General features: G+C 71.0%; 21 protein-coding genes and 1 tRNA gene. 15 read left to right on the top strand and 7 right to left on the bottom strand.

Going from position 1 to position 24,458, the window contains the following annotated elements; translation table 11 throughout:
• The first annotated feature begins 56 nt into the window (after positions 1-56).
• Both BUE30_RS06705 and BUE30_RS06700 read left to right on the top strand, forming a co-directional pair.
• A complete protein-coding gene (locus BUE30_RS06705) occupies positions 57-1,181 on the top strand; it encodes a CaiB/BaiF CoA transferase family protein (RefSeq protein ID WP_073327278.1) in 1,125 nt (374 codons plus the stop codon).
• Positions 1,182-1,238: 57 nt separating this feature from the next.
• The gene (locus BUE30_RS06700) at positions 1,239-3,491 is read left to right on the top strand and encodes a methyl-accepting chemotaxis protein (protein ID WP_073327275.1); all 2,253 of its coding nucleotides are present in this window, start codon (positions 1,239-1,241) and stop codon (positions 3,489-3,491) included.
• An 849-nt stretch (positions 3,492-4,340) separates the two neighbouring features.
• Here the strand turns inward: BUE30_RS06700 and BUE30_RS06695 are convergent.
• The 3 genes from BUE30_RS06695 to BUE30_RS06685 form a co-directional block, all read right to left on the bottom strand.
• The gene (locus BUE30_RS06695) at positions 4,341-6,230 is read right to left on the bottom strand and encodes an acyl-CoA synthetase (protein WP_073327272.1); all 1,890 of its coding nucleotides are present in this window, start codon (positions 6,228-6,230) and stop codon (positions 4,341-4,343) included.
• A gap of 130 nt (positions 6,231-6,360) precedes the next feature.
• A complete protein-coding gene (locus tag BUE30_RS06690; protein ID WP_073327270.1) occupies positions 6,361-8,148 on the bottom strand; it encodes an ABC transporter transmembrane domain-containing protein in 1,788 nt (595 codons plus the stop codon).
• Between the two features lie 111 nt (positions 8,149-8,259).
• A tRNA-Gly gene (locus BUE30_RS06685) sits at positions 8,260-8,333 on the bottom strand.
• Positions 8,334-8,486: 153 nt separating this feature from the next.
• On the opposite strand from BUE30_RS06685, the gene BUE30_RS06680 reads away from it, so the two are divergent.
• Complete coding sequence (locus tag BUE30_RS06680) at positions 8,487-9,209, top strand: glutathione S-transferase (protein WP_073327267.1); 723 nt, start codon at positions 8,487-8,489, stop codon at positions 9,207-9,209.
• 46 nt (positions 9,210-9,255) lie between these two features.
• Here the strand turns inward: BUE30_RS06680 and BUE30_RS06675 are convergent, their stop codons facing one another.
• Positions 9,256-10,821 carry a bifunctional metallophosphatase/5'-nucleotidase gene (locus BUE30_RS06675; RefSeq protein WP_073327264.1) on the bottom strand — a complete coding sequence of 522 codons (1,566 nt, stop codon included), beginning with the start codon at positions 10,819-10,821 and terminating at the stop codon, positions 9,256-9,258.
• Positions 10,822-11,023: 202 nt separating this feature from the next.
• On the opposite strand from BUE30_RS06675, the gene BUE30_RS06670 reads away from it, so the two are divergent.
• Both BUE30_RS06670 and BUE30_RS06665 read left to right on the top strand, forming a co-directional pair.
• Complete coding sequence (locus tag BUE30_RS06670) at positions 11,024-11,359, top strand: DUF952 domain-containing protein (RefSeq protein ID WP_073327261.1); 336 nt, start codon at positions 11,024-11,026, stop codon at positions 11,357-11,359.
• Complete coding sequence (locus BUE30_RS06665; RefSeq protein ID WP_073327258.1) at positions 11,356-12,408, top strand: quinone-dependent dihydroorotate dehydrogenase; 1,053 nt, start codon at positions 11,356-11,358, stop codon at positions 12,406-12,408. Before BUE30_RS06670 ends, BUE30_RS06665 begins: the two co-directional genes overlap by 4 nt.
• Here BUE30_RS06665 and BUE30_RS06660 read toward each other — a convergent pair.
• From BUE30_RS06660 to BUE30_RS06650, 3 genes are read right to left on the bottom strand one after another with little or no spacing between them, the layout of a single operon-like run.
• Positions 12,405-13,736 (bottom strand): MATE family efflux transporter, encoded by a 1,332-nt coding sequence (locus BUE30_RS06660; protein WP_244526287.1) that lies wholly within the window; start codon positions 13,734-13,736, stop codon positions 12,405-12,407. The two genes, BUE30_RS06665 and BUE30_RS06660, sit on opposite strands and share 4 nt — an antisense overlap.
• 4 nt (positions 13,737-13,740) lie before the next feature.
• Positions 13,741-14,232 carry a PaaI family thioesterase gene (locus tag BUE30_RS06655; RefSeq protein ID WP_073327256.1) on the bottom strand — a complete coding sequence of 164 codons (492 nt, stop codon included), beginning with the start codon at positions 14,230-14,232 and terminating at the stop codon, positions 13,741-13,743.
• Complete coding sequence (locus BUE30_RS06650) at positions 14,229-14,681, bottom strand: PaaI family thioesterase (protein WP_073327253.1); 453 nt, start codon at positions 14,679-14,681, stop codon at positions 14,229-14,231. Before BUE30_RS06650 ends, BUE30_RS06655 begins: the two co-directional genes overlap by 4 nt.
• Before the next feature lie 107 nt (positions 14,682-14,788).
• On the opposite strand from BUE30_RS06650, the gene BUE30_RS06645 reads away from it, so the two are divergent.
• From BUE30_RS06645 to BUE30_RS06600, 10 genes are all read left to right on the top strand, one after another.
• Entirely contained in the window at positions 14,789-15,943 is a 1,155-nt protein-coding gene (locus BUE30_RS06645; RefSeq protein WP_073327250.1) for a putative manganese transporter, read from the top strand.
• Between the two features lie 61 nt (positions 15,944-16,004).
• Positions 16,005-16,373 (top strand): MerR family DNA-binding protein, encoded by a 369-nt coding sequence (locus BUE30_RS06640; RefSeq protein ID WP_073327247.1) that lies wholly within the window; start codon positions 16,005-16,007, stop codon positions 16,371-16,373.
• A gap of 318 nt (positions 16,374-16,691) precedes the next feature.
• Positions 16,692-17,108 (top strand): MerR family transcriptional regulator, encoded by a 417-nt coding sequence (locus BUE30_RS06635; RefSeq protein ID WP_073327244.1) that lies wholly within the window; start codon positions 16,692-16,694, stop codon positions 17,106-17,108.
• 76 nt (positions 17,109-17,184) lie between these two features.
• The gene (locus BUE30_RS06630) at positions 17,185-18,963 is read left to right on the top strand and encodes an acyl-CoA dehydrogenase C-terminal domain-containing protein (RefSeq protein WP_073327241.1); all 1,779 of its coding nucleotides are present in this window, start codon (positions 17,185-17,187) and stop codon (positions 18,961-18,963) included.
• Between the two features lie 84 nt (positions 18,964-19,047).
• Positions 19,048-19,260, top strand: a complete 213-nt coding sequence (locus tag BUE30_RS06625) for a hypothetical protein (protein ID WP_073327238.1) — start codon at positions 19,048-19,050, stop codon at positions 19,258-19,260.
• Positions 19,261-19,345: 85 nt separating this feature from the next.
• Positions 19,346-19,969: a glutathione S-transferase family protein gene (locus tag BUE30_RS06620; RefSeq protein ID WP_073327235.1), complete on the top strand. Its 624-nt coding sequence runs from the start codon at positions 19,346-19,348 to the stop codon at positions 19,967-19,969.
• A 9-nt stretch (positions 19,970-19,978) separates the two neighbouring features.
• On the top strand, positions 19,979-21,190 hold the full coding sequence (locus tag BUE30_RS06615) for an acetyl-CoA C-acetyltransferase (protein WP_073327232.1): 1,212 nt from the start codon (positions 19,979-19,981) through the stop codon (positions 21,188-21,190).
• Between the two features lie 5 nt (positions 21,191-21,195).
• The gene (locus BUE30_RS06610) at positions 21,196-21,642 is read left to right on the top strand and encodes a hypothetical protein (protein WP_073327229.1); all 447 of its coding nucleotides are present in this window, start codon (positions 21,196-21,198) and stop codon (positions 21,640-21,642) included.
• 16 nt (positions 21,643-21,658) lie between these two features.
• Positions 21,659-22,120, top strand: a complete 462-nt coding sequence (locus BUE30_RS06605; protein WP_073327226.1) for a cupin domain-containing protein — start codon at positions 21,659-21,661, stop codon at positions 22,118-22,120.
• A 33-nt stretch (positions 22,121-22,153) separates the two neighbouring features.
• Positions 22,154-24,367: a 3-hydroxyacyl-CoA dehydrogenase NAD-binding domain-containing protein gene (locus BUE30_RS06600; protein WP_073327223.1), complete on the top strand. Its 2,214-nt coding sequence runs from the start codon at positions 22,154-22,156 to the stop codon at positions 24,365-24,367.
• Positions 24,368-24,458 lie beyond the last annotated feature (91 nt).

The raw sequence follows: 24,458 nt of genomic DNA, 5'->3' as shown, positions 1-24,458 counted from the left end.
CCCTGAAAGCCGGCCCGGCCATTGCGCCGCCCCGGACCGGCCGGCCATATGGCGCCATGACAGACGCAGCCTCCCCGCCCCTCGCCGGCCTCCGGGTCGTCGAGCTCGCCCGCATCCTCGCCGGTCCGTGGATCGGCCAGACCCTCGCCGATCTCGGCGCCGAGGTGATCAAGATCGAGGGCCCCGCGGGCGACGATACGCGGACATGGGGCCCCCCCTTCATCGAGGCGGAGGGCGACGTCTCGGCCGCCTATTTCCACGCCGCCAACCGCGGTAAGGAAAGCCGGTCCTGCGACTTCGCCGATCCCGCGCAGCTCGACGAGCTGAAGGCGCTGATCGATACCGCCGACGTGGTGATCGAGAACTTCAAGGTCGGCGCGCTGGCGAAGTTCGGGCTCGACTATCCCGCCCTCGCCGCGCGCAATCCCCGGCTGATCTACGCCTCCGTCACCGGGTTCGGGCAGACCGGGCCGCTCGCGCCCCGCGCGGGCTACGACTTCCTGATCCAGGGCATGTCCGGGATCATGGACCTGACCGGCGCGCCGGACGGGCCCCCGCAGAAGATGGGCGTCGCCTTCGCCGACATCTTCACCGGGCTCTACGGGGTGATCGGCGTGCTCGCCGCGCTGGCCGAGCGCGAGCGATCGGGCCTCGGCCAGCAGGTGGACCTCTCGCTCCTCGACAGCATGACGGGGGTGCTGGCCAATCAGGCGATGAACTACCTCGCCACCGGCACGGCGCCCACCCGGCTCGGCAACGCGCATCCCAACATCGTCCCCTACCAGGTCTTCGAGACGTCGGACGGCTATGCCATCGTCGCCTGCGGCAACGACCGGCAGTTCGCCGCGCTCTGCGACATCCTGGGCGTGCCGGCGCTGGCCGTCGATCCCCGCTTCGCCACGAATCCGGGCCGGGTGGCCGCGCGCGAGACGCTGATTCCGCTGCTGGCGGGGCCGATTTCGCGCATGACCCGGGCCGGGCTGATCGACGCGCTGGCGACGCGCGGCGTGCCCGGCGGCCCCATCGCCACGGTGGCCGAGGCGCTGGAGCATCCGCAGATCGCGGCGCGCGGCCTGCGGATCGCGCCGGGCGGGGTGCCGGGGCTGCGCACGCCGCTGACCTTCTCGCGCTCGCCCCTGGCGCTGGACCGGCCCGCGCCCCCCCGGCCGCGCCGGCGCTAACCGCCCATTCAGCTTTGCCTCGCTAGAAGGCCGGGTCCGCGACGATCGAGGTGCCCGATGAACAGGCTCGTGCAAAGGTTCGATTCGCTCAGGCTCAGCCTGAAGCTGCCGGCGATCCCGGCCCTGCTGACGCTGACCGTGGCGCTGCTGCTCACCCTGGCCGCCGCGCGCGAGACGCGCGAAACGCTGCGCACCGGCGCCGCCGGGACCCTCCGCGCCGTGGCCGAGGCCGAGGCGATGGCCGTCGAGAGCTGGATCGAGGGCCTGTCGACCGATGTCGAGATGCTGGCCCGTACCCCCTCCATCGCCGTCGCGATGCGCGAATTCGCGGACGGCTACGCGGCGCTGGGCGAAGGCGCGGCCGACACGCTCCTCGCCGCCTACGCGACCGGCGGCCCCGCCGACCCGCTTGCGCGCGAGGACGTTCTCGATGCCGGGACCGGCAGCGTCTACGATCGCACCCATGCGCGCCGGCACGCCTTCCTGCGCGACCTGCGGCGGCATTACGGGCTCTACGACATCTTCCTGATCGATCCGGCGGGCCGCGTCGTCTACACCTCGTTCAAGGAAACGGATTTCGGCCAGCCGCTGGAAGCGGGCCCGCTCGCGGGATCCGGCCTCGCAGAGGCCTGGATCGCCGCCCTCGCCGAGGCGGATTCGGGCGGCACGGCCGCGCGGCTGCAACCCTTCCGGCCCTACGCGCCCAGCATGGGCGCGCCCGCGGCCTTCCTCTCCGCCCCGATCCGCGGCGCGGCGGGCGAAGTGCTGGGCGTCCTCGCCATCCAGCTGCCCGTCGATCGCCTGTGGACCCGCCTCGCCGACGCGCCGGGACTGGGCGAAACGGGCGAGATCGTGCTGCTGGGCCCGGACGGGCTGATGCTCAACGACCTGCGCCACCTGCCGGATCTCGGCGCCTTCGACCCGCTCCCCCCGCTGGAGACGCCCCTGGTGGTCGAGCCCGGCCAGGCGGACGTCTTTGTCGATCGCCCGGGGCTGTCCGGCGCCCCGGTGGTGGGGGCGAGCATCGGCATCGAGCTCGACGGGCGGCGCTGGGGCATCCTCGCCCAGCGCGACCTCGCGGAGGTGGATGCGGCCCTCTGGTCGACCGTTCGGGTGATGGCGGCGGAATCGGCCCTGCTGGCCGCGCTGGCCGTCGCCTTCGGCATCTTCCTCGCCCGGACGGTCACGCTGCCGCTCGAGCGGATCAAGAACGGCCTGCAGCGGATGACCCGCGGCGATTACGGGATCGAGCTGCGCGCCGCGGACCGCGGGGACGAGATCGGGACCATCGCCCGCGCCGTGCTGCAGTTCCGCGACATGACTGTGGGCGAGATCGAGCGCCGGTCCGAGGCCGAGGCCGCCAAGGCCCGGCAGGACCGGGTAGTCGCGGCGATGCGCGCCCGCTTCGCCGCGCTTTCCGACGGCGACCTCGGCGGCCGGCTGGAGATCGACGTCCCGCAGGAATTCACGGCGCTGCGCGACGACATCAACACCACGATCGCCCGCTGGCGCGAACTCATCGCCGCGCTCTCCGCCCGGTCGGGCGAGATCCGCGACGGCACGGACGCGATCGCCCGCTCGGCCGAGGACCTGTCCCGGCGGACCGAATCGCAGGCCGTCACCCTCGAACAGACGGCCGCCGCGCTGGACGAGCTGACCGCCTCGGTCCGCGAGGCCGCCCGCACGACCGGCGAGGTCGAGAAGATCGCGCGCGACTCCCGGCAGGACGCCGAATCGAGCCGGGCCGTCATCGCCTCGGCCATCGGCGCGATGAAGAGGATCGAGGGCCGCTCCGACGAGATCGGGCACATCATCGGCGTGATCGACGACATCGCCTTCCAGACCAACCTCCTCGCCCTCAATGCCGGCGTCGAGGCGGCCCGGGCGGGAGAGGCCGGCCGCGGCTTCGCCGTCGTCGCCTCCGAGGTGCGGGCCCTCGCCCAGCGCTCCTCCGAGGCTGCCGGCCAGATCAAGGGCCTGATCTCGGGCAGCCGCCTGGAGGTGGCGGACGGGGTTCGGCTGGTCGACGAGGCGGCGCAGGCGCTCGGCGCGATCGTGGACCGCGTGGCCCAGATCTCGGACCTCGTCACCGAAATCGCCCGCGGGGCATCGGAACAGGCCACGGGCCTCGCCGAGATCAATACCGGCGTCTCCCAGCTCGACGAAGTCACGCAGGCGAACGCCGCCATGGCGGAGGAGAACACCGCCGCGGCGCACGATCTGAGCGCCCGGGCGGGCGAGATGGGCCGCCAGGTCGCCCGCTTCCGCCTGGATTCCGGCGGGACGGCCAGGATCCCGCGCGCGGCCTGAGCCGCTTCCCCTGAGCCGACCCTGAGCCTCCCCCCCCGTGACGCCGGCGGAGGTTGACATCGGGCGGGTCCGCCGGCCCTCCCCCAGGCCCGGCGCGGTCCCGGCTGGCGGCACCCCCCACGGGCCGGGAGGTTGCCCGTCCCGCGTCCCGGCCCCCACCCCGAAGAAAGGCCCTCGATGGCCCGGCCAAACCCCCGACCGCCCGCCCGCACGCCGTCAATCCGCCATGTCGATGGGGCGCCATCACCCCCGACAGGGCCGCGCCGATCCCCCGCGGCCCGGACAGCGCCCCTCCGATCCCCGTCCTTCGCAGCGCCGTTCGGCGCGATGCGGATGAGGCCGCGCCACCGGTCCCCTGATCGACGCCGCTGTCCCGGCAGGACACGGAAGGTGACCCGGCAAGCCCGGGCCACCCTCCCGCACGCCGTCAAGCCGCCATGTCGATGGGGCGCCATCACCCCCGACAGGGCCGCGCCGATCCCCCGCGGCCCGGACAGCGCCCCTCCGATCCCCGTCCGTCGCAGCGCCGTTCGGCGCGATGCGGGCGAGTCCGCGCCACCGGTCCCCTGATCGACGCCGCTGTCCCGGCAGGACACGCAGGGTGACCCGGCAAGCCCGGGCCACCCTTCCGCCCGCCGTCGGCCCGCCGAGTCCACGGGGCTCCATCACCGGACAGGGCGGCGCCGATCCCCCGCGGCCCGGACAGGGCCCCTCCGATCCCCGTCCTTCGCGGCGCCGTTCGGCGCGATGCGGGCGAGTCCGCGCAACCGGCCCCCCGATCGACGCTGCTGTCCCGGCGGGACACGGAGGGTGACCCGGCAAGCCCGGGCCGCCGCTTCCCGCGCGCTGTCAGGCTGCCACGTCGAAGGGAACGGTGAAGTCCGACAGGGCGGCGCCGATCTCGTCCTTCGCGGCGCCGTTCGGCGCGATGCGGGCGACGAGGCCGCGCTTCTTGTCCTCCGTCACCTCGACGACGCGCGCGGGCAGGCCCGCCTTTTCCAGCGTCGCATCGAAGACGCGGGTGATCGCGCGGCGCCTCAGGTCGGGCTTGAAGATCTTGCCCACCGCCGTCTTCGGCAGCTCGTCCAGGATCTCGAGATGCTTGGGGTGGGCCGCCCGCTCGTGGATGCGGGATTTCGCGAAATCCAGCAGCTCGGCCTCGGTCACGGACGCGCCGCCGACCAGCTCGACATAGACGCAAGGCAGCTCGCCGGCATGGGCGTCGGGCTGGCCCACCGCCCCGACGAAGGCAACCGCCTCGTGACCGGCCAGCGCCTCCTCGATCTCGGCGGGGTCGATGTTGTGCCCGCCCCGGATGATCAGGTCCTTTGCCCGCCCGGTGATCCAGACATAGCCGTCCGCATCGATCCGGCCGAGATCGCCGGTCCGCAGGAACCAGTCGCCGTCCTCGGGCCAGTGGTAGAACAGGTCCTTGTTCTTCGCCTCTTCGGTATAGGTGTCGCCCGGCCCGACGCCGGGACTGCAGACGCAGATCTCCCCCACCTCGTCCACGCCGCAATCGCGCTGGGTCGCCGTGTCGACGATCCGCACGCGGGTATGCGGGAACGGGATCCCGATCGAGCCGACCTTCTTCTCGCCCTCCGGCGGGTTGATCGAGACGAGACAGGTCGCCTCGGTCAGGCCGTAGCCCTCGCAGATCGTGACGCCGGCGGCACTCTCGAACCGGCGGTAGAGCTCCAGCGGCAGCGGGGCGGACCCGCAGAAGGCCAGCTTCAGCGAAGAGATGTCGGCATCGACCTTGCGCTGCATCAGCGCCGACATCGCCGTCGGCACGGTGATGAGGAAGGTGCCGCGATGCCGCTCGACCAGCTTCCAGAAATTATCGAAGACGCCCTCGCCCCGGTAGCCCTGCGGCGTGGGAAAGACGATCTGGCAGCCCGAGCCGAGCGAGGCGCCCATCGCCACGATGGCGGCGAAGACGTGGAACATCGGCAGCGGGCAGATCTCCACGTCCTTCTCGGTGAAGAGCAGGCGCGCGCCGAGCCAGGCGTTGTAGACGATGCCCGAATAGCGGTGCTGCGCGACCTTCGGCATGCCGGTCGTGCCGCCGGTATGGAAATAGGCCGCGACGCGGTCGCCGGGGCTGTCGGCGAAGGCCAGCTCCTTCGGCTGGGCGGCGATGGCCTTGCGGAAGGCATGGACCCTGGCCTCGTGCCGGACCTTCACCTTCGGCCGGATCAGCGGCACGATCAGCTTCTTGACGCCCGTCAGGTAGCGGAGCAGGTCGACCTCGACGACATGTTCCACGTTCGGCGCCAGCTCGACCGCGCGGGCCGCCTTCTGCGCCACGTCGGTCTTGGGAAAGGCGCGGAGCGTGACCAGCACCTTGGCCTTCGTCTCGCGCAGGATGGCGCCGATCTGCTCGGGGTCGAGCAGCGGGTTGATCGGGTTCACGATTCCCGCCACCTGCCCGCCGAGATAGGTCAGGATCGTCTCGGTCGCGTTGGGCAGAAGGAAGGCGACCACGTCGCCCTCGCCCACGCCGAGCGAGCGGAAGAGATTCGCGGTCTGCGCCACCTGCGCGCGCAGCTCGTCCCAGGTCAGCGTCTCGTCCGGGGCGCCCGGATCGGAGAACATCTGGAAGGTGACCGCCTTGCGCGATCCGTGCGCGTCCGCGGTGCGGGACAGCATCTGCCACGTCGTCTTCGGCACGTCGCGATCCGCCCAGGGGCTTTCGGCCTCGATGGCGTTGCGATCGTCGAACCCGGCATAGGCCATGGCTGCTCTTCCTCCCTGTCCGTTCGGCGCCCCTCCGCGCCGCCTCGTCCGACCCTGCCGAAACCGGGCCCGACGGAACAAGTATGACGCTGCGCCATGGCTCTGCGCCAGCCCCCGCGGGGGCCCGGCGCTACTCGGCGGCGACGCCTTCGGTGAATTGCAGCCGCGCAAGGCGGGCATAGAGGCCGCCACCCGCGACCAGCGCGTCATGGGTGCCCTGGGCCACGATGCGCCCGTCCTCCATCACGAGGATGCGGTCGGCCTTCTTCACCGTGGCGAGCCGGTGCGCCACGACCAGCGTCGTGCGGTCGGCGCTCAGCCGCTCCACCGCGCTCTGCACGAGGCGCTCGCTCTCGGCGTCGAGCGCGCTCGTCGCCTCGTCCAGCAGCAGGACGGGCGCGTCGCGCAGGATCGCGCGGGCGATGGCGATACGCTGCTTCTGCCCGCCCGACAGCATGACCCCCCGCTCGCCGACCTGGCTGTCATAGCCCTCGGGCAACGCGGTCAGGAAATCGTGGGCGGCGGCGGCGCGGGCGGCGGCCTCGACCTCGGCATCGCTGGCCTCCGGGCGGCCGAAGCGGATGTTCTCGCGCGCGGTGGTGCCGAAGATCACCGGGTCCTGCGGCACCAGCGCGATGGCGCGGCGGAAGGCCCCGCGCTCCATCTGCCGCAGGTCGATCCCGTCCAGCGTGATCCGCCCCGAACCGGGGTCGTAGAACCGCAGCAGCAGCTGCAGGATCGTCGACTTGCCCGCGCCGGAGGGGCCGACCAGCGCGACGGTCTCGCCGGGGCGGACATGCAGGTCGATCCCGTCCAGCGCGGCGACGCCCGGACGCGCCGGGTAGCGGAAGGACACGTCCTCGAACACGACCTCGCCGCGATGCACGTCGGGCGCCCGCGCGGCGGCGGGGTCCAGCACGCTGTCCTCGGCCGTCAGCAACTCGACCAGTCGCTCGGTCGCGCCGGCGGCGCGCTGCAGCTCGCCCCAGATCTCGGTCAGGGCACCGACGGCGCCGGCCACCATGATCGTGTAGATGAGGAACTGGACCAGCTCGCCGACGCTGATCGCGCCCTCGCGCACGTCGTTCGCCCCCATCCAGAGGAACCCGACCACGCCCGAGAAGGCGATGAAGATGACGATGGCCGTCATCACCGCCCGGGTGCGGATCCGCCGCCGGGCGCTGTCGAAGCTGCGCTCGGTTACCTCGCGGAAGGCGGCGCGGCTCGGCGCCTCGTGGGTGAAGGCCTGCACCGTCTGTGCGGCGAGCAGCTGCTCCGAGGCGGCGGCGCTGCTCTCGGCGATCCAGTCCTGGTTCTCCTTCGACAGGCTCCGGACGCGGCGGCCGAGCAACACGATCGGCAGCAGGATCACCGGGATCGGCCAGAGGACGAGCAGGCTCATCTTGACGGAGGTGACCAGCATCAGCGCGATGCCGCCCAGCAGGATCAGGCAGTTGCGCAGCGCGACCGAAATGGACGAGCCGATCACCGACAGGATCAGCGTCGTGTCCGTGGTGATGCGGCTCAGCACCTCGCCGGTCATCACCCTCTCGTAGAAGGCCGGGCTCATCCCGATCATCCGGTCGAAGACGGCGGCGCGGATGTCGGCCACGACCCGCTCGCCCAGCCGGGTGACGAGGTAGTAGCGCAGGGCCGTCCCAAGGGCGAGCAGCGCCACGATGGCGATGGCGGCCCCGAAATAGCGGTCGAGCATCGCGCCGCCCGCCACGTCGAAATTGTCGATCACCCGCCGGGCGGCCAGCGGCATGACGAGGCTGACCGAGGCGGTCAGCACCAGCGCGACCAGCGCCGCGGCCAGCCAGCCGCGATAGGGCCGCACGAAGGGCCAGAGCGCGGCGAGCGCCCCGATCCGTTTCGAGACGGGGCGATCCTCGGTGGATTGGGGGGCGCGGGCCATGTCGCCTCGGGCGTGATTGTCGTGCGGGGGCGGTCTAGACCCGGGCGCCGCCGGGGGGCAAGGCGCGCCGCGCCCGAAGGGCGCTCATGTCGCATCCGGGTGGGGCGGTGGTGGAGCGGGCGACGGGAATCGAACCCGTATCTCTTGCTTGGAAGGCAAGGGTCTTACCATTACACAACGCCCGCGCCCGGCCGTTGATATGCAAGCCGGCCCAGCCCGGCAAGGGGCCTGCGCCGAGGGCCGGGCGAAAAACCATGATTCCGCCTGCCGCGGGGCTAGGTCCCGGCAGGACCCGCAGACAGCAGACGGCCGCGCGTTCCGGCCGCAGGAATGGTCCCATGCCCGATTATGTCCTCTATTACTGGCCCCTTCCCTTCCGGGGGCAGTTCGTCCGCGCCGCGCTCGCCGAGATCGGGGCCCCCGCCCGGGAACCGGGGCCGGAGGCGGTTTCCGAAAGGATGGGCGCGCGGCCCGCCGATCAGGACATGCCCCATATGGGCCCGCCCCTTCTCGTCGACGGCGAGACGGGCGAGGCGGTGTCGCAGATGCCGGCGATCCTGCTCTGGCTCGGCCTGCGCCACGATCTACTGCCAGAGGGGACCCACGCAACGGCCGCCGCGCTGAAGGTCGTCGCCGATTCCAACGACGTGATCGACGAGATCACCCGGCAGGGCGGCATGAAGATGTGGGACGATGCGGACTGGGCCGCGTTCGCCGAGGAAAGGCTGCCGCGCTGGATGGCCATCTTCGAGGCGACCGGCGCCCGGGGCGGCCTGACCGGCGAGGGCGGCTGGATGTCCGGAACGGGCGGGCCGGGCGTGGCGGATATCGCCACCTTCGTCTGCTGGCACACGATGACGGACCGGCTGCCGGAGCTGCGTCCGCTGCTGGAGCGCCACGCACCGAAGGTCGCGGCCCTGTGCGACCGCATGGCGGCCCGGCCGGCCCAGGCGGACCTCATCGAGGCGACGCGTCAGCGGTTCGGGAACGGGTATTGCGGCGGACAGATCGAGAAGTCGCTGCGCGGCGCCGTCACGCGCTGGGCCGCCGCGAAGGGATGAGGCGCGCCGGCTCCCCGGCGCGCCTCCCTCTCGCGATACGGGCCGCTTACTCGGCGCCGGTCACCGTGATCCGCCCGTCGGTATAGGGCGTGTAGGGCGAGTTGGCCGCCAGGTATTCCGCCGTCACGTCGGCGAGGTCGGGGCCGAAATCGTAGGCATTCTCGGCATCCACGAACATGGAATAGCCGTCGCCGCCGTTGCGGACGTAGTTGTTCGACACCGCGCCGTAGGTGGCCTCGGGGTCGATCGGCTCGCCGCCGACCATCACGTCGGAGATCCGGCTGCCCACCTCGGCCGAGGGATCGACGGTGTAGGACATGCCCGCGACCTGCGCGAAGCGGCCCGCCGTCTCCTCCATCTGGCTCGCGCCGTTCTCGAGCGCGTCCATCACCTCCTGGCCCGTCACCTGGAAGGTCGAGAGCGTGTTCTGGAACGGCAGCACCGTCAGCACCTCGCCCATCGTCACCTCGCCTTCGTCGATCGAGGCGCGCAGGCCGCCGGAATTGGCGATGGCGATCTGGATGCCCTGGTCGGCCACGCGGTCGAGCATCGCGTCGGCGACGAGGTTGCCCATCTCGCATTCCTGCAGGCGGCAGATGTCGCGGTTGCCCTCGATCGGGCCGGTGCTCTCGGCCACGACCTCGGCGCGCAGCTCCTCGAGCGGGGCGGCGAGCTCCTGGACGCGGGCGAGCGCGGCTTCGTCCTCGGCGACGGAGGCGTCGAGCAGCAGCGGCTGGCCCGAGATCTCGGTCACGTTGCCCTCGTCGTCGAAGGTCATCGTGACCTCGCCGAGATACTTGCCATAGGCATAGGCGGTCACGATCGGCACGTCGTTCGCCATCGCCGGATAGGTGTCGGCCGCGCCGTCCATGTCGCCCAGCAGGGTGTGGCTGTGGCCGCCGATGATCAGGTCGACGCCCCTCAGCTCCTCGGCGAGGCGGCGATCCTCGGTCAGGCCGACATGGGTGAGGAGGACGATCTTGTTCACGCCCTGCTCGGTCAGCGCGTCGATCTCGGCCTGCGCCGCGTCGACGGTGGGCGAGAAGATGACGTCGTCGCCGGGTGAGGACGTCTCGGGCGTGTCCTCGGCCAGGACCGAGATCACGCCGACCTGCTCGCCGCCCGCCGTGTCGAGCACAACGGATTTCTGCACGCGGCCCGACAGAAGATCGTTCTGGCTGACGTCGATATTGGCCGAGAGGACCGGGAACTCGACGAGGTCGAGGAACTCGGCCAGGCCCTCGGGGCCGTTGTCGAACTCATGGTTGCCGACGGCCATCGCGTCGTAGCCGAGCTGGTTCATGAATTCGGCCGCGAGCTCGCCGCCGTAATTGGTGAAGAAGAGCGAGCCCTGGAACTGGTCGCCCGCGTCGAGCAGCAGCACGTCCGTTTCGGCCCCCTCGCGCGCCGACTCGATCGCCGTGATCATCCGCGCGATGCCGCCGAAGCATTCGCCGGCCGCGTTGTCCTCGGCCGAGCAGGTCGAGTCCGAGCCGCTGATCGGCTCGAACCGGTCGTGGAAGTCGTTCGTGTGCAGGATCGTGAGGTCGTAGGCCGAAGCCGCGCCCGCGATCAGCGTCAGCGCCGCGGAGGACATCAGGATGCGTTTCATGTCGGAAGGTCCCTGTCGGTTATCTCGTTGTCGTGCCAGAGTGCGGATGCCTGACCGAAGAGTCAAAGCCCGCGCGACGCGCCCCGCCTAGCCGGGCTTCGTGACGTTCCGGTAACGCCCTCTTTCCGGGCATCGGCACAGGGCGCTTTCCCCCGGCCGCGCCCTCGCCTAGACCGCATCGCGCAACCGCCGGAGGCCCCCCATGACCATCTACAAGATCCTCCGCCCCGCCGAATGGGCCGCGCTGCAATCGGCCGGCGTCACGCCCGGCGCGCCGGTCGACGTGGCGGACGGCTACGTCCATTTCTCGACCGCCGAGCAGCTGGCTGAAACTGCGGCGAGGCATTTCGCCGGCGAGGACGGCCTGATGCTGCTCGCGGTCGAGGATGCGGCGCTCGGCGATGCCCTGCGGTGGGAGCCGTCGCGCGGCGGCGCACTCTTTCCGCATCTCTATCGCGAGCTGCGCCTGTCCGACGTGGTCTGGGCGCGGCCGATGCCGCTGGACGGCGGCGCGCACCGCCTGCCCGCCCTGACATGAGCAGGCTGGAGCGGGCCGGCCTCGCCCTGCTGCGGCGGATCGACCCCGAGCGGGCGCACGGGCTGGCGCTGGCCGGCCTGCGGGCGGGGCTGGTGCCGAAGGTTCCGCCGCCGACCTCGCCGCGACTGCGGACGCGGCTGCTCGGGCTGGACCTGCCCAACCCGGTCGGGCTCGCGGCCGGCTTCGACAAGAACGCGACGGCGCTGGACGCGCTCTATGCGCGGGGCGGCTTCGGCTTCGTCGAGGTGGGGGCCGTGACGCCGCGCCCGCAGCCCGGCAACCCCAGGCCCCGCCTCTTCCGCCTGAGCGAGGACCGGGCGGCGATCAACCGCTTCGGCTTCAACAACGATGGGGCGGAGGCGGTCTCCGCCCGTCTCGCGGCGCATCCGGGCGGGCGGACGGGGATCAATCTCGGCGCGAACAAGGACAGCGCCGACCGGGCGGCCGATTTCGCGGCGGTGCTGTCGCGGCTCGGCCCGCATGCAGATTTCGCCACGGTCAACGTGTCCTCGCCGAATACCGAACGGCTGCGCGACCTGCAGGGCCCCGAGGCGCTGCGCGCGCTCCTCGCCCGCGTGATGGAGGCGAATGCCGCCCTGCCCGCTCCGCTGCCGGTGTTGCTGAAGATCGCGCCCGATCTCGACGAGGGGGCGCTAGCGGGCATCGCGGGCATCGCGGACGAGGCCGGGCTGGCCGGGATCGTCGCCACGAACACCACGCTGGACCGCGCAGGCCTGAAAGGTGCAAGCGCGGGGGAAACCGGAGGGCTGTCCGGGAAGCCCTTGTTCGAAAAGTCCACGCGCGTGCTCGCCCGGCTCTCGACCCTGACCGATCTTCCGCTGATCGGCGTCGGCGGCATCTCCTCGGCCGAGGACGCCTATGCCAAGATCCGGGCCGGCGCCTCGGCGGTGCAGCTCTATACCGCGCTGGTCTACGAGGGGCTCTCGCTCGTGCCGCGGATCGCGCGCGGCCTCGACGCGCTGCTCGCCCGGGACGGCTTCGCCAATGTCGCGCAGGCCGTGGGAGCCGACCGCGACCGCTGGCTCTAGGCGGCCGACCGCTCCAGGGCGGGGTAGCGCGCGGCCAGCGTCACCCCCCGCGCGACGAACGAGATCAGCATCGCCGCCCAGAGCCCGTGATTGCCGAAGGCGGGCATCAGCAGCAGCGCCGCGCCGAAATAGATCGCGGCCGAGATCGCCATCATGTTGCGCATGTCCCCCGTCCGGGTCGCGCCGATGAAGATGCCGTCCAGCATCCAGGCCGCGATCCCCACCACCGGCGCCGCCACCATCCAGGGCAGGTAGCGCATCGCCGCCGCGCGCACGTCGGGCGCCGTCGTCATCACCTCGACGATCGCTCCGCCGAAAAGCCAGAACGCCGCCCCGAGGCACAGGCAGATCGCCCCGCCCCAGAGGGACGACAGCAGCGCCCCGCGCCGGAGCCGCGCCACGTCCCGCCGCCCCAGCGCGTTGCCGACCAGCGTCTCGGCGGCGAAGGCGAAGCCGTCGAGCGCATAGGCGGTGATTTCCAGAAATTGCAGCAGGATGTGGTTCGCGGCGAGCTGCACGTCCCCGAAATCCGCGCCCCAGAAGATGAAGCTGATGAAGATCGCCTGCAGCAGGACCGACCGGATCAGGATGTCGGAATTGACCCGGGCCATGTGCACCAGCCGCACCCGGTCGAAGACCCGCGCCGCGTCCCGCCAGGCCGTGCCGGCAAAGGCCCCCCGGCAGAACCACAGCCCCAGCGCCAGCCCCGACCATTCGGCGGCGAAGGTGGCCCAGGCGACGCCCGGCACGCCCCAGCCGAGGCCCAGCACGAACCACAGGTCGAGCGCGACGTTCAGCCCGTTCATCCACAGCTGGATGACCAGCACGGCCCGCGTCCGCTCCAGCGCGATGAGCCAGCCGTTGATCCCGTAGAGCGCGATCAGCGCGGGCGCCGACCAGACCCGGATGCTCATGTAGTCGCGGGCCAGCGCCTCGACCTCGGCGCTCGCGGGCGAGACGCGGAAGGACAGGGCGAAGAGCGGCAGCTGCAGCGCGATAATGGCGAGTCCCGCCGCCCCGCCGATCAGCAGCGCGCGCGACAGCAGGGCCGCGACCTCCGCCCCGTCGCCCGCCCCCTCGGCCTGCGCGGTCAGGCCCGTCGTGCCCATCCGCAGGAAGCCGAAGATCCAGTAGAGCGCGGTCAGGATCACCGCGCCGATGCCCACCGCGCCGATCGGCACCGCCTCGCCCATCTGGCCGACCACGCCCGTATCGACCGCGCCGAGGATCGGCACCGTCGCGTTGGACAGCACGATCGGCACCGCGATGGCCAGCACCCGGCGATGGGTGATGGGCCGCGCCGGGGCGGCGGCCACACCCGCGCTCACGCCGTCACTCCCGCGGCCGCGGCATCAGGAAATGCCCCGTCGCCTGCGCGAAGGGCCGGTCGCGGTTGTCCTGCCACGCCTCGACCTGCACGCTGGCATAGCGCCGTCCCGACCGGACGATCCGTGCACGGGCATAGGCGTCGCGCGGCAGGCCGGTGCGCAGGTAGTCGACGGTGAGGTCGATCGTCTTGGGCAGGCGGTCCGGGGCCGCGCCCTGCCCCGCCTCCATGCTTTCCCATTGCCGGGTCCAGGCGAGTTCGAGGATCGCCACCGTCTCGAGAAAGGCGGCGACCGCCCCGCCATGTAGGGCGGGGAGCATCGGGTTGCCGATATTGGTGTCGGCATAGGCCATGATCCCCGTCAGCTCGTCGCCGCGCCGGTCGAACGAGATGCCGAGGAAGGCGGCATAGGGGATCGACCCGACCAGCTCGGCCAGCGCGGCGTCGCGCCGCTGCTTGACCACCTGGACGGGTTCGGGGCGGGGCCGCGCGCTCACGACCGCCGCTCCACCGTGAAGGCGCCGGTGGCGGTGGCGACGGGCGGCCCCTCCTCGCCATCCGTCGCCGTGGCGCGGACGAAGGCGACGGAGCGGGTCATGTGGTGACATTCGGCGACGGCCCGGATCGTCCGGCCCGGCACCGCGCCGCGCATGTAGTCGATGCGAAGGTCGAGCGTCGCGGTGCCGTCCGGGCCCGAGGGATGGACCATCACCGCCGCCCCGCTGCAGGTATCCATCAGGGCCGAGACGGCGCCGCCGTGGATCACCCCGGTCCCGGGATCGCCGATCAGCCGGGCATCGTAGGGCATCTCCATCTCGACCCGGCCCGGCCCGACCTCGGCGATCCGCATGCCCAGCGCGCGGGCATGGGGGATCGCCTCGACGAAGGCGCGGCTCAGCAGGGCGCGGCGGGCCGCCGCCTCGTCCCCATCCGTCTCGTCCGCCATGATCCGCCCCCGTCTCGCGTGCCCAGCCGGAAACTTGGCCATTGCGGCGCGGGCGGCAACCTCTATCTTCGAGTTCTGGAACCATTCCAGATTCCGACCGGAGCCCGATGACCACCACGACCGTCCCGACCCGTCCCGCGCCGCAGCCCCTCGTGCTTCCCCGGCGCTGGGGACCGTTCCGGGGCGGCCGGCTGCTTGTCGTGCTGCTGCTCGCCGCGCTGGCCCTCGCGCCGGGAGAGCTGGGCGCGCTGACCCGCGGGCTGATGACCGACGCCTTCGTACAGGTGAGCGTCTTCGTCGCGGCGACGCTTCTGCTGTTCTACGGGGCGGAGAAGGTGCTGCGCTTCGACATCGGCGACGCACTCTCCCGGGCGAAGGGATGGCAGGTGCCGATCGCGGCGCTGATGGGCGCGACGCCGGGCTGCGGCGGCGCCGTGGTCGTGGTCGCTGCCTTTGCCTCGGGCAAGGCGAGCTTCGGCGCCGTGGTCGCGACCCTCACCGCGACGATGGGCGACGCGGCGTTCCTGCTGCTCGCCACGCGGCCGGAGGCGGCGGCCGTGCTGCTGCCGGTGCAGCTGCTCGTCGGGGTGGGCGCGGGCTGGATCACCGACCGCTTCGCCGCCTCCGACTACCGCCCGACCTCGGGGCCCGCCTGCGAGATCGCGCCGCGGATCGGCCGGCTGCGGGCCCGGGACCTGACCTATCTCGCCATGGTCGCGCCGGGCCTCGTCGTCGGCGTCGCGCAGATCGCGCAGGTGGAGGTGGCCCGTGTCGCGGGGGTGCCGATCGAGGTCTTCGCCCTCGCCGGGATCGCGACCGGCCTGCTGATCTGGGCCGCCTCGCCGGTGAACGCGATGACGAACGGCGGCGACGGGCCGGTGACGCGGATGTCCGAGGAGACCTCGTTCATCTCGATCTGGGTGATCTTCGCCTACCTCGCCTACGACTACCTCGCCGCCTTCGCCGGTCTCGATCTCGAGGCGCTGTTCACCGCCATCGCCCCGGTCCTGCCCCTCCTCGGCGCGGCGATCGGGCTGGTGCCGGGCTGCGGGCCGCAGGTCGTGGTGGCGACGCTCTACGTCAACGGCGCGATCCCCTTCTCGGCCCTCGCCGCGAACGCGATCTCGAACGACGGGGACGCGCTCTTCCCGGCGATCGCGCTGGCACCCCGGGCGGCGGTGATGGCGACGGTCTACTCCACCGTGCCGGCCGTGCTGGTCGGCTACGGCTTCCACATCCTCGCGCCCGGCTTCCTGAACTGATCCGCCCGGTTGCCCCGCGCGCGGCGGCGGACTACCTCCCCCGGCGGAAAGGGAGTGGCTGATGACCGAGACCAGGCTGTCGTTCAAGGAGATGTGCGCGAAGTTCGACGTCACGCCGCGGACGCTGCGCTACTACGAGTACATCGAGCTGCTCGCCCCCGAGCGCGAGGGCCGCTCGCGTTTCTACGGCCCGCGCGAGATCGCGCGGATGACGCTGATCCTGCGCGGGCGGCGCTGGGGTTTCCCGCTGGAGGAGATCCGGCAATGGCTCCTGATCTACGAGAAGGAAGGCACGCAGGCACAGATGCGGACCTTCGTCGACTATGCCGACGCGCGCCTCGCCGCGCTGGAGGAGGAGCGGCGCCAGCTCGAGGAGACGATGTCCGAGCTGCGCGGCCTGCGGGACGAGACGGCCTCCACGCTGTCGTGACGCGGCGTTCCCGCGCACCGATCCGGCACAACTCCGCCGTGTAGGACGCGGGGGAAGCGGGATTTCGCGCGCGGCGATGCGATCGCGCAAAGTGTCCTCGCAAAACTGACCGCCTTGCCTACCTTGTCGTCAGGGAAGGACGGGATTATTGACCGTCCGTTCAAATTATTCCGCGACGCGGCAGGCAGAGGGCGCTGACCTCTCGTCAGCAGGATTTCTGACGCCGCGTTTCATTTACGTTCACGTCAATTCGTCTTGTAGGGTGGCTCGCGTGGGCTCACCTCGCGGGCGATGCGACGCCAACCGAGGGCGACCCCGATGACGACTGAGACCGACAAGACGACGACCGAAGAGACGATGACGATCCGGGAGATGTGCGACCTCTTCGAGGTCACGCCGCGCACCCTCCGGTTCTACGAATCGAAGGAGCTGATCTTCCCGATCCGGGAGGGGACGCGCCGCCACTTCACCCGGCGCGACCGGGCGCGGCTGAAGCTGATCCTGCGCGGCAAGCGCTTCGGCTTCAGCCTCGAGGAGATCCGGCAGCTGCTGGACCTCTACGACATGGGCGAGGGCAAGACCGTGCAGCTCGCCAGGACATACGAGCTGGCCCAGCAGCATCTCGACGAGATGAAGGGCCAGCGCGAGGAGCTCGACCGCGCGATCGCGGAGCTGGAGACCCAGATGGAATGGGGCGCCAGGGAGCTCGAGAAACGCCGCTCCAACGCCGCCTGACGGGGGGCCGGGGGCGGCCGCAGGAGGACTGGCGGCGGGGCGGGCCCTGCCGCCGCGCAAGCGAGAAGAGGACCGCATGCCGACCTACACCGCCCCCACCCAGGACATCCAGTTCCTGCTCCACGACATCCTCGACATCGCGGCGCAGGACATCCCGGGCTATTCCGATCTGGACCGCGACTTCACCGCCGCCATCGTCGAGGAGGCGGGCAAGCTCGCCGCGAACGTCATCCTGCCGACCAACCGCACCGGCGACCAGCAGGGCTGCCGCCTGGAGAACGGCGTCGTGCGCGTGCCCGACGGCTTCCGGGAGGCGTTCGACGCCCTGCGCGAGGGCGGCTGGACCGCGCTCGACTGCGACGAGGCCTATGGCGGCCAGGGCCTGCCGGCGATCATGCGCACCGCCTCGAACGAGGCCTTCGTCTCGGCCAACATGGCGCTGAACATGTATCAGGGCCTGACCCACGGCGCCTATCTGGCAATCCACAAGCACGGCACCGACGCGCAGAAGGACACCTTCCTGCCGAAGCTGGTCTCCTGCCAATGGACCGGCACGATGAACCTGACCGAGGCGCATTGCGGCACCGATCTGGGGCTGATGCGCACGAAGGCCGAGCCGCAGGAGGACGGGACCTACCGGATCAGCGGCGAGAAGATCTTCATCTCCTCGGGCGAGCACGAGATGGCGGACAACATCGTCCACCTCGTGCTGGCGAAGATCCCGGGCGGGCCGGACGGCGTGAAGGGCATCTCGCTCTTCATCGTGCCGAAATTCCTCGTGAACGAGGACGGATCGCTCGGGGACCGGAACGGCGTGCGCTGCACCGGTCTGGAAGAGAAGATGGGCATCCACGGCAATTCGACCTGCGTGATGACCTACGAGGGGGCCACGGGCTACCTGCTGGGGGCCGAGCACAAGGGCATGCGCGCGATGTTCACGATGATGAACGACGCCCGCGCCGGGGTCGGCCTGCAGGGCCTGTCGCAGGCCGCCATCGCCTACCAGAACGCCCTGGCCTACGCGCAGGACCGCCTGCAGGGCCGCGACATCACCGGGGCGAAGCAACCGGACGCGCCGGCCGACCCGATCATCGTCCATCCCGACGTGCGCCGGTCGCTGATGGAGCAGAAGAGCTTCGTCGAGGGCGGCCGCGCCTTTGCGATGTGGGCCTCGATGCTGCTCGACCGGGCCGAGCGGACCGGGGACGAGGCGACCGAGGGGCTGGTCTCGCTGTTGACGCCGGTCATCAAGGGCTTTCTCACCGACAAGGGCTACGAATACGCGACGCAGGCCCAGCAGATCTATGGCGGGCACGGCTACATCGAGGAATGGGGCATGTCGCAATACGTCCGCGACGCCCGCATCGCGATGATCTACGAGGGCACGAATGGCGTGCAGGCGCTCGACCTCGTGGGCCGCAAGCTCGCCTCGGGCGGCGGCAGACACGCGATGGCCTTCTTCGATCACGTGAAGGGCTTCCTCAAGGAGGCCGGCCAGGACGACGAGCTGTCTCCCGCCATCCTCGATCCGCTCAAGGCGGCGTCGAAGGATCTGCAGGCGGCGGCGATGTTCTTCATGCAGCAGGGACCGAAGGATCCGAACGCCGCGCTCGCAGGGTCGACCGACTTCCTGCACATGTTCGGCCATGTCTGCCTGGGCCTGATGTGGGGCCGCATGGCTGTGAAGGCGAAGGCGATGCTGGAGGCGGGGGAAGGCGATGCCGATTTCCTGCGGACCAAGATCGCGACGGCCCGGTTCTACGGCCGGCGGCAGCTGCCGCTGACCGGCGCGCTGCTCAAGCGCATCGAATCGGGGTCCGAGCCGGTGATGGCGCTCGAGGCGGCGAATTTCTGATCCCGGGCGGTCGGAGCGGCCATCCTGCGGACGCGATGTCCTGTAGGATGGGTCGCACCCACCCCCGCCGAGAAGGAGACCCCCATGCCGAAACGCCTGCGCCTGACCCGTCGCGTGAACCTCGCCCTGACCGAGGATGCCTGGCGGCGGCTGAAGCGCTTCGCCGCCGAGGCGGGCCTCGACGAGGGCGAGGCGCTGTCCTTCCTGTTCGAGAATTTCGACAGCGTGATGGACGAGGAGACGTTCGGCCACCGGCTGCGGCTGTTCAATTCGGAGCTGGAGGCGCGCAAGCGGTGAGCGGGCGCCCGGCCGGACCGTGCGGCCGTGAGTATTTGGGGCAAGATAAGAGCAGGGCCACGGCCCTTGCCGGAGGGAGGAAGAGATGACCGCGCGACTGACCTGCTTCGGCGAGAGCGGCAACGCGTACAAGGCGGCGCTGACGATGGAGCTGGCCGGCTACGACTGGGCGCCGGTGCATCTCGACTTCTTCGGCGGCGCCGCCCGCACGGACGATTTCCGCGCGCTGAACGAGATGGGCGAGGCGCCGGTGCTGGAGGAGGACGGGCTGGTTCTGAGTCAGTCCTGCGTCATCCAGCTGCACGTGGCGGAGCGGACAGGACGCTTCCTGGACGGGGACCGAAACGAGATCCTGCGCTGGATGTTCTGGGACGCGCAGAAGGGCACCGGCCAGCAGGGGGGCCTGCGGTTCCTGATGAACTTCCTGCCCGAGGAGAAACGCCCCGAGGGCGCGATCGACTGGCTGACGGGCCGCGTGCAGGCCGCGCTCGGCGTGCTGGAGCGGCATCTCGCGGGGCGCGACTGGATGGTGGGCGACGCCCCCACGATCGCCGACTTCGCCTGCTGCGGCTATCTCTACTATCCCGAGCCCTTCGGCTTCGACCGCGCCGCGCACCCGAACATCGACGCCTGGCTGGACCGGATCGCCGCCCTGCCCGGCTGGAAACACCCCTACGACCTGATGCAGCGCGCCTTTCCCGGCGCGTGAGGAGACGACATGCTAGACGCCTACATCTTCGACGCCGTCCGCACCCCGCGCGGCAAGGGCCGCCCGGACGGGTCGCTCCACGAGGTGACCTCCGCCCGCCTCTCCGCCCAGGTGCTCGACGCCCTGCGGGAGCGCAACGGGCTGGAGGGACACGCGGTCGAGGACGTGATCTGGGGCAACGCCACGCAGGTCGCCGAACAGGGCGGGTGCCTGGCGCGGACGGCCGTGCTGGCGAGCGGGCTGGACCAGTCGATCCCGGGCCTGTCCATCAACCGCTTCTGCGCGAGCGGGCTCGAGGCGGTGAACCTCGCCGCCAACCAGGTGAAGGGCGGCGCGGGCGCCGCCTACATCGCCGGCGGGGTCGAGGCGATGTCCCGCGTGCCCATGGGCTCGGACGGGGCGGCGATCGCGGTCGACCCGTCGGTGGCGATGGAGACCTATTTCGTGCCCCAGGGCATCGCGGCGGACATCATCGCGACCGAATACGGCTTCAGCCGCGACGACGCCGACGCCTTCGCGGTGGAGAGCCAGAAGCGCGCCGCCGCCGCCTGGGCGGACGGGCGGTTCGACCGCTCCGTCGTCGCGGTGCGCGACGTGAACGGGCTGCCGATCCTGGAGAAGGACGAGTACCTGCGCCCCGGCACCGACATGCAGGCCCTCGGCGCGCTGAACCCGTCCTTCCAGCAGATGGGCGAGGTCATGCCCGGCTTCGACAAGGTCGCGCTGATGAAATACCCGCATCTGGAGAGGATCCGGCACGTCCACCATGCCGGCAATTCCAGCGGCATCGTCGACGGATCGGCCGGGGTGCTGGTCGGATCGAAGGAATGGGGCGAGGCGATGGGGCTGAAACCCCGCGCCCGGATCCGCGCCACGGCCAAGATCGGGACCGACCCGACCATCATGCTGACCGGCCCCGTCCCCGTGACCGAGAAGATCCTGTCCGAGAGCGGGATGGAGATCGGCGACATCGACCTCTTCGAGGTGAACGAGGCCTTCTCGGCCGTCGTGCTGCGCTTCCTCCAGCGCTTCGGCGTCGATCCCGCGGCGGTGAACCCCAATGGCGGGGCGATCGCGATGGGCCACCCGCTCGGCGCGACGGGGGCGATCATCCTCGGCACGCTGCTCGACGAGATGGAGCGCGCGAACAAGGCCACCGGTCTCGCCACGCTCTGCGTCGCCTCGGGCATGGGCGCGGCCACAATCATCGAGCGGGTCTGAGGGCCATGTCGGTGCGCGACGCGGTCTTCCTCGACGTCCAGGGCTTCCTGGACGAGATCGTGGACGTCGTCGCGCGCCGGGACCATGCCGGCTATCTCGACCTGATCGCCCTGCCCTACGCGATCCATTCGGCTGCCGAGACGCGCGTCTTCGACGACCCGGACAGGATGGCCGATCACTTCACCCTGTTCCTCGCCGGGCTCGATGCGCTCGGCTTCGAGGGGGTCCGGCACCATCTCCTCCGCGCCGACGCGCTGGGACGCGACCTCGTCTCGGCCGTATACGAGACCCAGCTGATCGGGGGGCGGCGCGTCGTCGCCGCGCCCTACCGCTCCACCATCACCATCCGCCGCCAGCCCGACCGCTGGCGGGCGGTGGCGAACGCGCACACCGTCGGCCATGCCGACTGGGTCGAGCGGCTGATGGCGGACGACGCGTTCCGGAAACGCTGAGACGAGGGAGGGACCGATGCCGATCCATCGCAGGGACAGCGTGCCGCTGACGGAAGGCACGTCCAGCTACCCCGCCCCCTTCGACCAGGGGGACGGCCACCTCGCCTGGCGGGCGCTCGGCGATGCGGGCGGGCTGACCCAGTTCGGCGTCGCGCTCGAGACGATCCGCCCCGGCGGCGTGTCGAGCCAGATGCACTGGGAGAGCGCGGAGGACGAGTTCCTCTACATGCTGGAGGGCGAGATCACGGTGATCGAGGACGGGGTCGAGACGGTGATCGGCCCCGGCGATTGCTGCACCTGGCCGGCCGGCGGGCCGCCCGCCCACACCCTGCGCAACCATACGGGCAGCCCCGCCACCTACCTCATCATGGGCAGCCGCCGGGACGGCAACGTGACCGTCTATCCGGGGCTCGACCTGCTGCACCTGCCGCGCGGCTATGCCCGCCGCGACGGCACCCCCTATCCACAGGACACCTGACCGGCGCGCCCGGACGGAAACGAGAGGACCGACATGGCCGAATTCACGATGGACACCGACGCACAGGGCGTCGCGACGATCACCTGGGACCTGCCCGGCAAGTCGATGAACGTGATGACCCTGAACGGCTGGGAGGAGCTGGAGACGCTGATCGACCGCGCCCTCGCGGACGAGGGCGTGAAGGGGATCGTCCTCACCTCCGGCAAGGAGGGATCCTTCGCGGGCGGCATGGACCTCAACGTCATCGCACGGATGCGGGACGAGGCGGGGGACGATCCCGCGCGGGGTCTGTTCGAGGGGATCATGCGGATCCACGGCATCATGCGGAAGATCGAGCTCGCCGGCATGGACCCCAAGACGAAGAAGGGCGGCAAGCCGATCGCGGCCGCCCTGCCCGGCACCGCGCTCGGCATCGGGCTCGAGCTGCCGCTCTGCACGCACCGCATCTTCGCCGCCGACAACCCGAAAGCGAAAATCGGCCTGCCCGAGATCAAGATCGGCATCTTCCCCGGCGCGGGCGGCACCACCCGCCTCGCCCGCAAGCTGGGCGCGATGGGCGCCTCGCCCCTGCTGCTGGAAGGCAAGCTGAACGACCCGGCAAAGGCGAAATCGGCGGGGGTGGTGGACGAGGTCGTCCCGGCCGGCGAGCTTCTGGACCGCGCCAAGGCCTGGGTGCTGGGGGCGACCGACGCCGACATCGTGAAGCCCTGGGACCAGAAGGGCTACAAGTTCCCCGGCGGCGCGCCATACCATCCGTCCGGCTTCATGACCTTCGTCGGGGCCTCTGCCATGGTGAACGGCAACACGCAGGGCGCCTACCCGGCGGCGAAGGCGCTGCTGAGCGCGGTCTACGAGGGGGCGCTGGTGCCCTTCGACACCGCGCTGCGGATCGAGGCGCGGTATTTCACCCATGTCCTGCTGAATCCGTCCTCGTCCGCGATGATCCGCAGCCTCTTCATCAACAAGGAGGCGCTGGAGAAGGGCGCGAACCGGCCGGACGCGCCGGACCAGAGGGTCCGCAAGGTCGGCGTGCTCGGCGCCGGGATGATGGGGGCGGGCATCGCCCATGTCGCGGCGAATGCCGGGATCGAGGTCGTGCTGATCGACCAGGCGCAGGAAGCGGCCGATCGCGGCAAGGCCCATTCCGAGGGGCTGCTCGACAAGGGCATCGCGCGCAAGCGCGTCACCGCCGAGCAGAAGGCCGAGGTGCTGGCCCGGATCGACGCCACGACCGACCTGGAGCGATTGAAGGGCTGCGACCTGATCGTCGAGGCGGTCTTCGAGGATCCGGGCGTGAAGGCGGAGATGACGAAGAAGGTGGAAGCGGTCGTCGGCGAGGACGCGATCTTCGCCACCAACACCTCCACCCTGCCGATCACCGAACTGGCCAGGGCCAGCGCGCGGCCCGAGCAGTTCATCGGCATCCACTTCTTCAGCCCCGTCGACAGGATGATGCTGGTCGAGATCATCAAGGGTGAGAGGACTGGTGCGCGGGCGGTGGCCAAGGCGCTCGACTTCGTGCGGCAGATCCGCAAGACGCCGATCGTCGTGAACGACGCGCGCTTCTTCTACGCGAACCGCTGCATCATCCCCTACATCAACGAAGGCATCCGGATGGTCCGCGAGGGGGTGGAGCCCGCCCTGATCGAGAACGCGGCCAAGCTCGCCGGCATGCCGCTGGGCCCGCTGCAGCTGACGGACGAGACCTCGATCGACCTCGGCGTGAAGATCGCCAAGGCGACGAAGGCCGCGATGGGCGCGGACTACCCCAACGACGAGGTGGACGAGGTCCTGTTCTGGATGGCCGATCAGGGGCGCATGGGGCGCAAGGCCGGCAAGGGCTTCTACGCCTATGACGACAAGGGCAAGCGGCAGCTGCTCTGGGACGGGCTGGCCGAACGCTTCCCGGCGGCGGAGCGGCAGCCGGATCTCGTCGAGGTGCAGAACCGCCTGCTCTTCGTGCAGGTGCTCGAGGCGGTCCGCGCCTACGAGGAAGGCGTGCTCGAGGACATCCGCGAGGGCGATGTGGGCGCGATCCTCGGCTGGGGCTTCGCGCCGTGGTCGGGCGGCCCGTTCGCCTGGCTCGACATCCTCGGCGCGCCCTACGCGGCCGAGACATGCGACACGCTTGCGGACCGGTTCGGCCCCCGCTTCGCCTGCCCGGACCTGCTGCGCCGCATGGCCGAGGAGGGCGCAACCTTCTACGGCCGCTTCGGAGACGGCCGCGCCTTCGACGCGGCGGCCTGAGGGCCGCCCCTGCCCCGGGGCAAGGCGCCCCGGGGGACACCCCGAACCGGAAAGGGACGGCCCCGAGCGGGACCGTCCCTTTCTGGCTGGA

The organism is Wenxinia saemankumensis (assembly GCF_900141735.1).
In the GTDB taxonomy this organism is placed as follows: domain Bacteria; phylum Pseudomonadota; class Alphaproteobacteria; order Rhodobacterales; family Rhodobacteraceae; genus Wenxinia; species Wenxinia saemankumensis.
This window is presented reverse-complemented; position numbering and strand designations above follow the sequence as displayed.